Source organism: Martinezella lusitana, assembly GCF_900094565.1.
GTDB lineage: Bacteria > Pseudomonadota > Alphaproteobacteria > Rhizobiales > Rhizobiaceae > Rhizobium > Rhizobium lusitanum.
The window spans coordinates 1-14,771 of record NZ_FMAF01000037.1 but is presented as its reverse complement, the minus strand read 5'-3'; the positions used below and the strand labels follow the sequence as shown (position 1 = coordinate 14,771).

Sequence of the window (14,771 nt, the reverse complement as noted above, 5' to 3'; positions counted from 1 at the left end):
GGATCGCTGCCCAAGCAAGCTTACCGAGCGCCTTGCCCTGAACTCCGCTGGCGGACGCCAATGCCAGTTACAGGTTTGTGATCCGTCGAATGACCTGCGCCCCTAGGCGCAGAGTGTATTGCCTGCGAGTTCATGGCGAAGTCGACCGAAGATAGATCGCAGGTGAATTGGTGTGACTTCCGGAAACTCAGAAAGCGTGCGCCAAGGCAATCTCCAGGCCGGCTTGCCGGCTGTCATCCGATCAGGCCAATCAGCCTGTGTAGGATGCTGCGAACACAACTGAATTTTGAAAATTAGATACTATCGGCAGGTAAGATAATTATTTCCGCGCGAAATATAAACTTGCTTATTCTTGCATGACGAGCAAATATAGGGCGGATTTCGGCATTGCAGGAGAAGGGCAATGAATCGGATCTTCTCAATCAATCCCGAGGATGCGTGGCCGGACTTTCCGCTGAGATCTTACGCTCGCCTCGACCATCACGAGCCGGACGACTTAACGACGGCGCAAGAGGCTGTTTTCTCGTTTGACGCCGTCGATGCTGGCTGGTTCGGATTTCCGCTCAATGAACGGATGGATTTGGGAAAGCCCGTTGATACGCGCGACGAGATGCGTGATTTCTGGTCACAATTGTTTAAAGGTTACCTTGGTCCCCCTAAAGACCCCTTCGATGAAATGCCGATATACAACATCGAGGTAACGTCGAAGAAGGGTGATCGATATTGGGACGTCCTGATCGCTTTCGGGGAAGAGGATTGGCTCGATATCGAGCTCGGTGACACAGGACGTTTTCCCGTCGATGTCTATGGATCGCTACTGGCAGCCCCGGTTATAGCGTACCTGCTCTCTTTGTTGCAGGTTACGGGCGATACGGCGGCGGCACTGTCGAATGCATTCGACGTGGATGCGTGGCCTGACGCTGCCGATGGGGACGTTGACGCTATTCTGTCCGGTGTCGGTACGATCGACATGCTTGCGATGTATGATATCGGGCAGGGCAGCGCTATCGGTCTGCTTGATAGTTCCGAGACCGCCCGGCTGTATTTCGACCTCGGCGCGGGCGCCTATGGCAATCGTCAAACACGACCAAGGCCGCTTCGGTTTTGCTGGCGCGGTTCTCCTTCGATTGTCCTGTCGCACTGGGATACCGATCATTGGGCCGGGGAAAACAGCGATCATGGAGCAAGGGCAAGAAAATGGCTTGCGCCGCGCCAATATAATCTGGGGCCGCGCCATCACGCATTTGCTCACCGCATCCTCAAGAATGGTGGCACGCTCCATATCTGGTCCGGAGCGCCGGGGAAGGTACGGTCGATCAGCAACGGCCCTGGGCAGACCCTATCGATCAAGCGCTGCAGCGGCACCTCGCGAAACGGCAGCGGGATCGCCTGCTACCTTGACGACGATAACTGTCAGGCCAGCTGGCTTTTGACGGGCGACGCAGGCTATGGCGAGATCGGCGCCGGCCCGGCTTATACCTTGACGGCGCTGACGGTCCCTCATCATGGCGCCGATATGAGCCATAAGGGGGCGCCTCCCGCTGCGATGGCTCTGCATGCAAGGCTGTTCTACAGCTTTGGGCCGGACAACAAGCACGGAAAGACGTCGATCAGCCACCCGACGGCGGTCGCGGTCACCGCACACGACGGTGCCGGATGGAGACACGGAGCATGGTCGCTCACCACACCGGCGCAGGTCGTCGCGGGCGGCGATGTTCTGGCAACGGCGTCTCACTCGAACGGGGCGAATTTGGCAGTGCATCTTGAAAGCGCCGTCGCCGGCTGGACGGCTGCGCCGGCAGTACCATTGAGCACCGTACCATGTGTCTCGGCATGTGGCACAAAGCATGGCTGCACGAGCAACGTCATCCAGGCTTGATGATCGCCTTATATCACTTTGATCCTGTTTTCTGAGTGTTCACCGGTAGGTTTGGGAGGGGCGCTTGGCTTTTTTCGATGACAGCGAATTGAATGAGCTCAAGATCGAAAGGATGATCTTCCACCTGGTCGGGCCGAAGAACGGCCTGGTCAAACTGGAGGAAGTCAATCCCGGCGAGTTCGAGAGTTTCTTCGTCGACCGCATCAGGTCTGTGAATGGTGGCTTGCCCTATGCTTTTTCGGATGCATCTTCGACGCGCGAGCGTCTTGGCCGCATCGCATCGAACGGCGGGCTCTTCCAGGAGGAAAGCGAAAAGCTGGCCGAGGATTTTCAAAGCCATCATGGCGGGACCGCGGCTGAAGGTGCGATTTTACTATTTGTCCTGAAGGCAAAAGCAACGCGATCGTTCGCGCTTCTCAAATATGACGATGAAACAGTTGTCGCCTACGACCTGAAGGATGGCAGTGGCGGTCGAAAGACGGTCAGCCTTGAAGCCATTCAGCGAACTTTCGTCCAGAACAAGGCGGCGCTGCAAAAGGCGGCCCTCATCAAACTCACGGACAAGGGTGGCGAGCTAACGGTGCTGGACAGGCGCAACCAGCAAAAGGTCGCGCAATATTTCGAAGCCTTTCTTGGCGCGCGCCAGACGTTAAGCGATGCGGAGCTGACGAAGAAGCTCGTGGATGTGACGCGCAAGGTGATCGGCGATAATCCCGAACTCGTCGATGGCGAGGTGGTCAAGGAATTGACCAAGCGGACCTACGACGCTGCTTCGGGTGGCGGCAGGATCGATAGCGAAGACCAGCGGTCGTTTCTCGAGACAGTCGTCGGGCACAAGCTTGCGGACGACAACGCCTTGCTCGGCAAGTTCAACCGTGCCCTCAGTGTCGAGCGAATCTCAGGGGTACCGATGAAGCTTGTTCCCGATCAGGTGAAGGGACCAAAGACCCTGTACTACAAGACCGCAAACGGTATCGAGATCCGGGTTCCGAACGAATTCCGCGCGCTGATCGAAAAGACCGACGACGGCATGATTGTCATCCACGACAAGCTGGTGGTTGAAACCGATGACCCCAACTGAGATCCTCGATCTTATTCTTCGCACGCGTCCGACGAAGGAGGTCGAAGAGCACGCGGAGCTGATCACCATCAGGGCAAGACTTGATGATGCGGGTTTGCGTGCAGAGTGGCAGAGGTTGCGCGCCAATATGCCTGCCTTTCTCAGCTCCGTCACCATCAGGCGAGAGGGGACGGACACCGCCCTCAATGACGACGAGGTGCCGCTTGCGAACGCGGTTTTCGCCATTACGCTCAACAAGGCCATGGATGCTGCCGTTCTCCGGCTTTTCTACGGAAAATCCTTGATCAGCCCGGCAAAAAACCTGGATAGCTGCCTTCATGTGTGCGCTGCAGACCTGACCGCGGATCAGGCATTCACCTCCTATGGTGCGAGGTTTCAGCCTTGGACCGAGCAGCCTCCAATCCCATTCGATCGGGCGACGGAATTTCCCAATCCTCGAAGTATAAGTCATGATGCCAGCAGCGTAGGGCTCGTGCCCGGGGACATACGCCCGTGGCTGCTTCAGGATCATCCGCAGCAATCCTCGCCCACCTTCGCGGCCTGGCGCTTGTTGGCGGCTCCCCGACTGATGGCGGCGCTTTCAGACCAGGTTTACAAGGACGCTGCCAGCACGGTCTATCAGCTTTCCGGTCCGCCCAGCCGAAAGGTCAGCGCCTCCGCTGCCGAGTTGGTTGTGCTGTTTGAGCGGCTTAGTGACGGTGTGCTTTGGGTGTTTACAGGCGGTGAAAGGGACACGGAAACCCGTCACGTGCTGCTCGCGGCGGAGTGGGCGCGCAGCTATCGTCAAGGGGTACTCGCCGCGTTCGGAGACGGGAGTCTTGAATCCGCGAAGGCAGCCTACGCGGCCTATGTGAAGGCCGGCAGCAAGGAAACGTTGAAGGCGCTTGCCGACTTGCGCAAGACAGTCGTGGACGAAGCGCAGAAAGCGACCCAGCGAGCGCAGGATATGACGGGCGCATTGTGGAAGGATCTAGCCGTTGCGACAACGCCCTTCGTGATCAAGATTCTCTCCGACGCCTCGAGGACACCCAACGCCTGGATTGCTGGCCTATTTGCCATTGGCGCCGCTGTGTTCCTGATCTTGTCGTTTCGCGTCCAGACATTCGTGAACGGCAGCTACTTCGCAGGCCAGGACAAGGCCCGTACAATATGGACCCTGCGATTGAACCAGGTGCTCACGGCCTCTGAAATCGAGGAGTTCAGCGAGACGCCGATCCAGAAGAGCGTGTCGGACTATAATCGGGTTCGGAAAATTGTCGGCACAGTCTACGGCGTGCTTGTTGTCATCCTTATCATTTTCGGTGGTTTTCAGTTCTATACGGCGGCAACCATGAAGGCATCGCCGAGCGTCGGCGCAACGAATGCAAAGCAGGGCCAATCGCAGACCTCGACCGCAACCGGGTCGACGCAAACAGGTTCCGGCGCTGCCAACACGCCTGGAAGTCCTCAAAAGCCTGCGCCGGTTCCCAATGTGCCGGGAGCCACGCCACCATGAGCCGGAGCTTTGGTCCCTACGGGCGCGGCGACGTCCAAGGCAGCAAGTCAGTTGGCTGCTGCAAAGACTGCAGCCAGATGAAACTTTTGTTAAACCCAACAATTGCCATTGCTCTTGGTTGCAGAGCGAATATCGTAAATCCAGTCTAAGGTAGTGATGGAGGGTGACAGCAGCCAAGGAGGGATGAAATGGCGCCTGTCAAAATATTGATCATGCGGCATGCCGAAAAGCCCGGCGACCAGGCCGATCCAAATCTGGCGCCTGAAGGTCAGGATCGGGCTAAAGCCCTTGTCACCTGGTATCCTGAAACCTTTGGTCCCCCCGATTTCATATTCGCCGCAGCCATATCGAAACACAGCGAGCGACCCGTTCAGACGGTGCAGCCTTTCGCCGATGCCTTGGGCCGCGAATTGTACACGCCTTATGCCGATGAGAACTATGCTGCCTTGGCCGAGGCGCTGCTTTCCGAGCGTAAATTTGACGGCGGCACGATCCTGATCTGTTGGCATCATGGTCATATTCCCGGATTGATGCAGGCGCTTGGCGCGCCCGAGGGAAGCTATCCCGATCCATGGGTGCCGACCGTGTTCAATCTGGTTCTTGTCGCTGATTTCCGCGATGGCGTGCCCACTGTCTCGGACGTGTCCGAACCATTCTAGTCTGATCTTAACAGGCCTTCGCAGCCTTCAGCAGCCGCGCATGTGAGACGAGCATCACCTTCTTTACAACGAAACGAGGGGATTGAGATGGCTTTTGCGAACACAGGTACCAACGGCAGCCTTGCGGTAAAGCTCTGGCGAGGCGAACGCATGTGTCTCATCGGGATGGACGTTACCGACCCCGAGGACGATTTCGTCGGCTTCGCGATCGAAGTGAAGAGTCCGGGTTCGGCCGATTATGCTGCCCTGAAGAACCGCTTGAATTTTGACTACAATACCCCTGGAGGGAAGGGCGTGGACGGCTTCCGCAATTTTCCGTCGACCTCTGCGCCCTTCCAGAAGTTCCGCTGGATCGATTTTCCCTATGATCCAACGGATGGCGACTATCTTTATAGGGTGACCAAGATGCACATGAACGCCGCCGGCGCATTGCGCAGTGGCGATCAGGTCGCCGACCTTCCGATCTCGCTCGACCACATGACGTACAGCGATTATCTCGACGTCGGTTTCACCCGCAACTTCGCCTCCTCGCAGGCCTATGCCGATAAATTCGGCAACAATCCGAATGTAATCCCGAGCGATCCTGATCAGGGCCTGACATTTACGAAGCTGCAGGGCGACGTCTACCAATGGCTCGGCTTCGAAGCCTATGACCTCATATTCGGTCTGTTGGACGAGGTGGTGAACGATCCCAATCTCGCCATTGATGTCTTCGCCTATGATTTCAACGAACGCGACATCGTTGCCAAACTTGAGAGTTGCGGTGCCCGGGTTCGCGCCATCATAGACGATTCGGGATCACACAAGCCAGCAGGCAGCGCTGAATCGCAGGCGGCTGCGCGCCTCGCCGCCTCGGCCGGGTCGAATGCCGTAAAACGGATGCATTTCAAGACCTTGCAGCACAACAAGGTTTTTGTCGTCCGGCGCGGCAGCCAACCCATCAAGGTGCTGTTCGGCTCCACCAATTTCAGTTACCGCGGTCTCTACATACAGGCAAACAATGCCCTCGTCTTTCATTCGAGCGACGCGGCCGAGCTGTTTGGCCGTGCTTTCGATCTGACCTTCCAGGGATTGGCGGCCTTCAGCCAGGACAGCATAAGCAGCAAGTGGAACCTCGTTCAGGCCGCCGGCATGCCTGCCGCGCATTTCTGCTTCTCGCCGCACAAGTCGAGCGATCTGTCGCTCAGTCCCGTGGGTGCGGCGATCGACCAGGCGTCGTCGTCGGTGTTCTATGCGATCGCCTTCCTCAATCAGATTCGCTCGGGCTCGGTGCGCCAGGCGGTCGATCGGCTGATGGGCAAGGACGTGTTCAGTTATGGCATTTCCGATAAGGAAGGGGGGCTCGAAATCCGCAAGCCCGACGGCACTGTCGGCCTGGTGGATTTCAGCTATCTCGCAAGCCACGCGCCGGAGCCCTTCAAGACCGAATGGGGTGGTGGAAACGGCATTCATCAGCATGACAAGTTCGTCGTGACGGATTTCAACCTGCCGACCGCCAAGGTGTTCACCGGATCGTCCAATCTGTCGCCGAGCGGCGAAACGGGCAATGGCGACAATCTTGTCATGATCGAGGATCAGCGGGTTGCGACATCCTACGCCATCGAGGCCCTGCGGATATTCGACCATCTGCATTTTCGTGCCGCAATGCAGGGTTCGGGCGCGCCCAACAGCTTGACGCTCGCGCGACCCCCGGCTGCCGGGCAAGATGCCTGGTTTCGTCGCTTCTACACGGCGGGTTCTCAAGCCGCAAAGGATCGTCTTCTCTTCTCGCATTGAAGACTTGATGATCCTGGTCGCGGCAATTGCCTGCCCCGACAACGAGGCGATGGTCCATGAACCTTATTGATGCGTTGCCCCTTTCCACCGAGGGGCGATTGCAAGTCTCGCCCCCTACGGGCGCACCTACCCGGTTAAGCAATCTCGGTGACGACGTATCGAACGAACTGGTCAGCTGGGGTTACGCGATCTGCGATCTAAGTGTTCGCGCAAAATACAAAGGGCCGGTATTGCGGAGTGTCCCCGCTTGGCCCTTCCCAAAGACGGCATAATTGTTTTCAAGAGCTTGGATGACCCATCGCCTGTGCATGGGTGCGTCCGACGACACTGCTGGGGGTGTAGTCTCGTCGGACGCGGCACTGGCCGGGTTGGGGGTGGCATCCGACCCGGTAGCGTTTATTCTACCATCTACTAGAAGTTTATTTAACCCACCCGAACGGGCAGTCATGAGGCCATCCTAGCTACCCATGGGCAGGATGCACCTGTCGTGTTGCGAGTAGAATTGCATCCAGTCGTTGTGTCCACGCTAATCAAACGCGCGCAGTCGTCGCAACACCCGCCTATTCGAAGAATGCATCGTCAAGGCAGTCCTATTTCTTGGCCAGTCATTCAAAAGCCACAAAACTGAAGAGGCTCGCAGAGGTGCAAACGGATCGAGCATGATCCCTGGCACCTGTTGCTCGGCATGTCTCTGAGACAGCATTTGCGCCCCAAAAGCTGCGCTTGCCGGGAACCTACCTATCCATAAGGACCTGAATGAGAAGGTTCGCCGCAACCAAAGCAAATCTGCGAGGTTCAATGCGATGTATTCCATCCAAGACCGTGTTCCAGTTTCCATTGTTATTGCGAACTACAATTACGCCCGCTTTCTCCGGCGCAGCATCGATAGTGCGCTGGAGCAGAATTACGACGATACGGAAGTCATTGTCGTCGATGATGCTTCAACGGACGACACGGCCGATGTCGTTGCGTCCTATGGCCCGCGAATCAAGACTCGTCTGCGGGAAGTGAACGGCGGGCATGCCGCTGCGTTCAACACCGGCTTTGCATCGAGCAGCGGCAAGATCGTGCTGTTTCTCGATGCCGATGATTATCTCTATCCAAACGCCATATCCGAGGTCGTCGACGCTTGGGAAGAGAAGACTGCCCAGATGCAGTTCAGGCTGCATATCGTCGATGAACATATGCACGTGAAGGATGTGTTTCCGCCTTCGGAGCTGCCGTTTGATTCCGGTGACGTCACCCCGAAGCTGCTGCGGAAGGGGCGCTATCAGACGACCGTCACGAGCGGTTTGGCGTTCAAGCGCTCGGTCCTGGACAGGATCATGCCGGTTCCGGAGCAGGATTTCAGGCAAGGGGCCGACGGGTATCTGGCAACCGTCGCGCCGCTGCATGGGGACGTCACATCGATCGACGACTGCCTTGGCGCCTACCGCATACATGGAGCCAATCATTCGGTCTTCGCCGAAAAGCTCGGCCAACGCGCGCGCTGGCGCATACAGCATGATTTTCATCGGCTGGAAGCCTTGTCGGATCAGGCAACGGAGATCGGCTTGGAGGTGCCGCCGGATATCGGGCTCCGCGATCCCGTTCATTTGGAAGAGCGTTTGGCATCCCTTTGCATCGATCGGGACCAGCACCCCATAACCGATGATTCCAGGTTCTCCTTGGCGACTGCCGGGGCGGTCGCAAGTCTGGAAATGAAGACATCCCTACGACGTCGTGCGATGCAGGCAGCCTGGTTTCTCTCAGCAGGCATCCTGCCTCGCCGCATGGCGAAAGCCGTTCTGTCCTGGAAGCTTGTCGCCTCGTCGAGACCTAAGTTCCTTTTGCGCCTTTCGAAAATCATCCGGTCTGCCATGGGATAGAGCGGCTTCAGGCTCTCAGACTTAGGAAATGGTCATTTTGGCGACCACGAAAATCCTGTCCGCTCTTCGGGCAACCCGCGAACTCCGGGGTCTATTGACATTGTTGAATCATACAGGCGTTGCAAGGCTGCAATCAGGGAGAGCTGAATGGGAAAAGGGACGCTTGATCTTCGCATCATCCGTTTGGAGGATGCGCCTCAGATACGACTGTTTGTGACGAAGAGGTTCACCTCTGTCGGCAACGACGAAAGTGGGGGGACTTTGGAATTGAGGGAAACTTACGGCCATACTGCGGAAGCTACCTGTAAGGCGCCTCGAACGGCTGCGCTCTCGAAGCTTGGCTGTCCAGCTCCAGTCCAAAGCAACGAAGACCTCGAAGATTAAATAGAGTGGGCCAATACGCAATCTTTCTCTAATGGAGAATATTGCCTGCGAATAATACAACCAAAGAAAAGCTTTTTGCAAATAACATATTGTGCTGATTGCATTGAATACATTATGATATTCTTAATTAGATTGGTTATCGTAAAGTAAAATTTAACTAAAAACTCATTATAAATCTTCAACGCGGTGCGCGTCTTATGGAGATGGATAATGAGAAAAGCCATACTTGCTGCTTTCGTGATGGCGATATCCGCCTCGACTGCAAGCGCACAGACGATCGGCGTGTCGATGTCCGGTCTGGATAAATTCAGAACCGCATTGCTCAACGGAGTCCTTTCGCAGGGAAAGACGATTCCTGGGCTGAAACTTGTCGTGCAGAACGCCAAGGGCGACAACGAGGCTCAGAAGGCGCAGATCCAGCAGTTCATAGCCGATAAGGTCGACGCCATCATCCTGGCCGTTTCCGATGGCGACCTCGGCCCGCAGATGACCAAGCTTGCCGCCGATGCCCATATTCCGCTGGTCTATATCAACAACGTCCCCTCGAACCTGTCGGATCTCCCGGAAAACCAGGTCGTGGTCGCGTCAAACGAAGCGGAATCGGGAACCATGCAGACGAAGGAAGTCTGCTCGCTCCTGAAAGGCAAGGGACGCGTCGTGGTGCTGATGGGCGAACCCTTCCACGCAGCCGCGCGGGCACGCACTCAGGACATCGACAATGTCATCGCCACGCCTGATTGCAAAGGTCTCCAGATCGTGGAGCGGCAGGCGGCCTATTGGTCGAGCGACTACGCCGATCAGCAAATGCAGGAATGGCTGTCGGCTGGCGTGAAGTTCGACGCTGTTATCGCCAATAACGACGAGATGGCGGTCGGCGCGATCCGTGCCATGAAGCGAAACGGCATGTCGATGAAGGACATCGTCGTCGCAGGCGTCGATGCGACCGATGATGCGCTGGCGGCGATGCAAGCGGGCGATCTGGATGTCACCATCCTTCAGAGTGCCTCCGGGCAGGGCGCTGCAGCGGTCGATGCTGCAATCAAGCTCATAAGCGGGCAAAAGGTGCCACGAGAAAACAACGTGCCCTTCGAGCTCGTCACGCCCCAGAACATCGCCCAATACTTGCCGAAGACCCAGTGAGCAAACGAGGATTATGATGTTGCGCTTTTGGAATAAACTTGGCATCCGCGCGCAGATAACGGCCGGCTTCCTGCCGCTGATCCTGCTCATGAGCCTACTCTCGGTCAGTGCGATTTCCGGCATGGACGGACTTTCGTCCATCTTCTCTTCCTACCGCAGCACCGCCGGCCAGAGCCTTGCTATTTCCGACTACAGCAATCAGCTGCACGAAATCCAGATGTCGGTGGAAGCTTTCCGATCCACCCCGACGCAGGATGTCGTGAGCCGGTTCCGTGCCGGGGTTAAGGCATTTGCCGCCGACGACCAGCGCTTTGCCGAAAACAACGCTCTGCAGACAGGAATGGCAAGCATCCGCCAGGATGTTGCGGCCTATGGCACGGCCTTCGAGCAGATCGTCTCCCTGCATGCAAGGCGCGAAGCCTTGATCTCCAAGGTTACCGAGTTCGGCCCCTGGACCAGTATCGCGCTCAATGACGTCATGCGTAGCGCCTGGCGACAGAACGACGTCGCTCTCCTGCATGCGACCGCCGCAACACTCGAGGCCTTGAATCGCAGCCTCTATTTCTCGGAGCGCTTCATCTACTCCGGTGATCTAGCATCTTACGACATTGCGCAATCGGCGCTGAACGACGCGATGGCTTTGAACGACACCGCCGCCAAGGTGGCAAAGGGTGAACTGCAGCATAAGCGCGTTCTGGGCGCTGGTCAGTTGATGCAGAACTACACGAGCCGTCTTGGCGACGTGAGGGATATCTTGCTGCAGACCAACAAGATCCGTGCGAGCGAGCTTGATGTTCTGGCACCGAAAATCGCAACGGGTTTCCAGAATCTGCAGGCCACAATCATCGATGGACAGAAGACGCTCGATGGCTCGGTCGAGACGACGGTTGCCTCCGCCACGCGCTCGACGCTCATGTTCAGTGGCCTGCTGATCGTGATTGGTCTCGTGCTCGCCTATTTCGTCGGTCAGCTGATTTCCTCGGCCGTGCGCAATATGGCGCAGACGATGGAGCGGCTTGCTCGCGGCGACGACACAATGGTGGTCGACGGTACCGAGCATCGTCATGAGCTCGGCGCCATGGCGCGCTCGCTGAAGGTCTTCCAGGAGACGGGACGCGGCAAGCTCATGGCGGAAGCCAATGCCGAACGGGCTCGCCTTGCGGCCGAAGAAGAGCGCCTGCGCCAGGAAGCCGAGCGGCTTGCCGATGCGCAGGTGATGGAGCACGCCTTCCAGCAGATCTCTCTGGGTCTCGATGCACTTTCGAAGGGCGACCTTACCGTGCGTGTCGGCGAGGTTGACGGTCGTTACGTCCGTATTCGGGATCACTTCAACAACTCGGTCTCCAGTCTGGAAGAGGCTCTCGATTCCGTCATCCGCGCAGTCGGCACGATCAAATCTGGCCTTTCGGAAATCTCGACGGCCTCCAACGATCTTGCCCGCCGCACGGAACAGCAAGCTGCCTCGCTTGAGGAAACGGTGGCTGCCCTCGGCGATGTGACGCGCGGCGTCAATGGCACGGCGGAGGGGGCAAGTCATGCTCAGAACGCGGTGGCGACCGCGCGCGCCAATGCCGAGAACGGCGGGGCGATCGTCGCCCGTGCGATCGCGGCTATGACGGAAATCCAGAGTTCATCGTCCAAGATCGGCAATATTATCGGCGTCATCGACGAGATCGCCTTCCAGACCAATCTTCTTGCCCTCAACGCGGGTGTGGAAGCCGCGCGAGCCGGCGAGGCGGGGAAGGGTTTTGCCGTTGTCGCCCAGGAGGTGCGTGAGCTCGCCCAGCGATCGGCCAGTGCCGCGAGAGAGATCAAAGCGTTGATCTCGACCTCTTCCGCGCAGGTCAAGGCAGGCGTGGAACTCGTCGGCGAATCCGGAACGTCGCTTGCGCAGATCGTCGAGCAAGTCAGCGCGATGAGCAGCACGGTTGCGGAAATCGCGGTTGCCGCGCGTGAACAGGCTGCCAGCCTGAGAGAGGTCTCGGCCGCCGGCGATCAGATGGACAAGGTCACTCAGCAGAATGCAGCCATGGTGGAGGAAACCACGGCGGCTGCCCAGAGCCTGACGCAGGAGACGGAAAACCTCGCGGACCTCGTGCAGCGGTTCAAGACACGCAGTGCCGCGGTCCCCGGGTCCCGTCTCTACGCATTGGCATCCTAACGTCGGCGCCAAGAGCCTTCGATCATGCGGCCGGGCTGAAACGTGTCTCAGCCCGGCCGCATTCGTTCGTGCATCGAGGCGAGGTTGGCCGCCTCACGACCGCACGGGCGCCGAGGTTGCCGACGTCATCAAGTCCCCAAATGTCGATGCGATCCTGATCGCGACGCCGGCACCAGGCCATGCCGATCTCATACAGGCAGCCGCGAGAGCCGGGCCGGCGATCGTTGACTAGCACCCGGCAATCCAGCCTCTTTGGGTGCGATTGCCCGCTCGACGATGTCACGATTGAGACAGGGGAAGCGTTCAATCGAGCTTCGCCAATTTGACGTTTGCGGTATGACTTTCGCCCACAGGCCTTGTGCAGATCACGATGAGCGTGGGAAGTTTCCCGCCCGGTCTTGGGCGCTTGTTTGGTTTTGCATGGCCGGCCTATTTGTTTTTTCATCGCTCGCGATTAAAGCTTGGGCGGAGACGATCCATTCTGAGGGCATGACGGCCTTGGTCGATAATGAAACGATGCTACAGGTTGCGCAGTTGATGGAAGCTGCGGGGGTGCTGGTTGCGGTCTACGACCAGGATGACCGTGTTCGCTTTACCAACCGCGCGTTTCGCTCGGCGTGGTTCATAGAGGAGGATGAGTATCCGCTATGGCCAGAGCTCATGCGGCGCAACTTCCATGCTGGTCGCGGGACGATCATCAAGACCGACGATTTCGAGAGCTGGTTGCTGACAACGCTGGCCAGGCGCGGCAAGAGCGGGTTTCGGGCATTCGAGACGGATCTCCATGACGGCCGCTGGCTTTGGATGACGGAGACCATGCAGCCCAGCGGCTGGATGTTGTGTGTTGCAAGCGACATCACCTCCATCCGGTCCGATGAAAGAACACTCCGGCAAGATCGCGACTTCGCGCTCAAGGCTTCACAGACAGACGAATTGACAGGGATTCCCAGCCGGCGGTTCGTCATGTCCAAGCTTGACGAGCTGGTGCGCAGTCATGGCGGTGTTGCGGAGCCGGTTGGATGTCTTGCCGTGCTGGACCTCGACAATTTCAAATACATCAACGACCGCTTCGGCCACGCTTTTGGCGACGTGATCCTGAAGGATTTCGCCATCACGCTGCAAAGACTGGTCCGCAGGACGGATATTTTCGGGCGGGTCGGTGGCGAAGAGTTCGTCCTCATTCTTCCGAACACGACCCCGGACGAGGCGGAGGTGATCGTCCATCGTATGCTGCTCGCGGTGCGGCAGTCACGGCCGCTACCTGAGCACGCTGGCTTTCGCTATACGTTTTCCGCCGGTATTGCCTGTGCCGTGCGTGGCGACGACGTCGGTGAGCTCTACCGAAGAGCCGATCTCGCACTTTACGCCGCCAAAATGAAGGGGCGCGACCAGATCAGTATTGAACCGGATACGCATCCTGCTCGGGCGGCGAGGCCATCATAGTCGTTCGCCGGTGTGTGGAAAAATCCATCCCATTCATGGCTGTGATTTACGCCCAATCCGACGGAGATTCGTCCTTTGCCGTCGCGAAGGAAACGTATTCCCTGAAGCTCGAAGGCTTGGCGGACAGGTGCCGGCGCTTCGTTTCGATCCTTTGCAGTGGAAATTTCCATTCGGCGGATCGCCGGGAACGAGATGTCGGCTTTCCTTGCCAATTGTGACCTGGACCAACCCGGCACGCGCGCAGCCCGGACCTGCGCAGGGTCGAGGCGCTCTTCTCCCATGGACTACACTGAGCTGATCCGAAAAGCTGACGTCGCCCTCAATGCCCGGAAGCGATCTGACAGACAGCAAATATGCTTCTATGATCCAGAGCAAGACCGCGTTGGCGCAACGAAAACCGCCCATGCGCTCTCCGCTTCAAAAAGAACTGTAAGAAGAGAAAATCGCAGAGGCTGACCTTTGTCACGGGCAAGCTCAAGTCTCCGCCGCAGTCGGGTGTCCATTTGAAATTCCTAGGCTGCATTCACCTGAATGCCGCATAGAATGAAACCGACAAGCGCCGGAATGTCATGAAATTGTAGCGCTGCGCTAGCGGGCCGGCGTCGACCTGCCCAGCGGCTCAAATCTTTTCAAGCCGCAAAATCCGGCGTTGGCGATGACGCATGCCTTGGCTGAGGCCGCTTCGTCTGTCGCCATATCAAGTTCACGCCGACGATCGCTATCTTTGGCGATGCCACATGGTGGGCGCAACCAAAGCTCGCCGGCGCGATGAAAAGCGTTACTGCACGAGTTCCCGGATCTTGTAGGCAACTTCCGTGCGGTTCGTCGCATTGAGCTTCTTCATGATGTTGCGGATATGAACCTTCACGGTGCTCTCGCAGAGGT

The 14,771-nt window shown here is 57.7% G+C and carries 10 protein-coding genes and 1 pseudogene; 10 read left to right on the top strand and 1 reads right to left on the bottom strand.

Annotated features, from left to right (window positions below; translation table 11 throughout):
• Positions 1 to 403 precede the first annotated feature (403 nt).
• From GA0061101_RS34415 to GA0061101_RS34365, 10 genes and pseudogenes are all read left to right on the top strand, one after another.
• Positions 404 to 1,879 (top strand): hypothetical protein, encoded by a 1,476-nt coding sequence (locus tag GA0061101_RS34415; protein ID WP_092576919.1) that lies wholly within the window; start codon positions 404 to 406, stop codon positions 1,877 to 1,879.
• Between the two features lie 64 nt (positions 1,880 to 1,943).
• Complete coding sequence (locus GA0061101_RS34410) at positions 1,944 to 2,960, top strand: nucleoid-associated protein (protein WP_037196952.1); 1,017 nt, start codon at positions 1,944 to 1,946, stop codon at positions 2,958 to 2,960.
• The gene (locus GA0061101_RS34405; RefSeq protein ID WP_092576916.1) at positions 2,947 to 4,455 is read left to right on the top strand and encodes a hypothetical protein; all 1,509 of its coding nucleotides are present in this window, start codon (positions 2,947 to 2,949) and stop codon (positions 4,453 to 4,455) included. The genes GA0061101_RS34410 and GA0061101_RS34405 overlap by 14 nt, the downstream gene beginning before the upstream one ends.
• Before the next feature lie 188 nt (positions 4,456 to 4,643).
• Positions 4,644 to 5,114, top strand: a complete 471-nt coding sequence (locus GA0061101_RS34400; RefSeq protein ID WP_051963479.1) for a SixA phosphatase family protein — start codon at positions 4,644 to 4,646, stop codon at positions 5,112 to 5,114.
• Between the two features lie 87 nt (positions 5,115 to 5,201).
• A complete protein-coding gene (locus GA0061101_RS34395; RefSeq protein ID WP_052224194.1) occupies positions 5,202 to 6,890 on the top strand; it encodes a phospholipase D-like domain-containing protein in 1,689 nt (562 codons plus the stop codon).
• 803 nt (positions 6,891 to 7,693) lie between these two features.
• Positions 7,694 to 8,758, top strand: a complete 1,065-nt coding sequence (locus GA0061101_RS34390; RefSeq protein ID WP_037196950.1) for a glycosyltransferase family 2 protein — start codon at positions 7,694 to 7,696, stop codon at positions 8,756 to 8,758.
• 594 nt (positions 8,759 to 9,352) lie between these two features.
• Positions 9,353 to 10,282 carry a substrate-binding domain-containing protein gene (locus GA0061101_RS34380; protein WP_037196948.1) on the top strand — a complete coding sequence of 310 codons (930 nt, stop codon included), beginning with the start codon at positions 9,353 to 9,355 and terminating at the stop codon, positions 10,280 to 10,282.
• A 16-nt stretch (positions 10,283 to 10,298) separates the two neighbouring features.
• Positions 10,299 to 12,443: a methyl-accepting chemotaxis protein gene (locus GA0061101_RS34375; protein WP_047639138.1), complete on the top strand. Its 2,145-nt coding sequence runs from the start codon at positions 10,299 to 10,301 to the stop codon at positions 12,441 to 12,443.
• 100 nt (positions 12,444 to 12,543) lie between these two features.
• Positions 12,544 to 12,669, top strand: a pseudogene (locus tag GA0061101_RS40575) (Gfo/Idh/MocA family oxidoreductase); the annotation flags it as partial.
• A gap of 263 nt (positions 12,670 to 12,932) precedes the next feature.
• Positions 12,933 to 13,886 carry a GGDEF domain-containing protein gene (locus GA0061101_RS34365; RefSeq protein ID WP_376774278.1) on the top strand — a complete coding sequence of 318 codons (954 nt, stop codon included), beginning with the start codon at positions 12,933 to 12,935 and terminating at the stop codon, positions 13,884 to 13,886.
• A 778-nt stretch (positions 13,887 to 14,664) separates the two neighbouring features.
• Here GA0061101_RS34365 and GA0061101_RS34355 read toward each other — a convergent pair.
• On the bottom strand, positions 14,665 to 14,771 hold a 107-nt coding region (locus GA0061101_RS34355), incomplete at its 5' end, for a LuxR C-terminal-related transcriptional regulator (protein ID WP_141694154.1).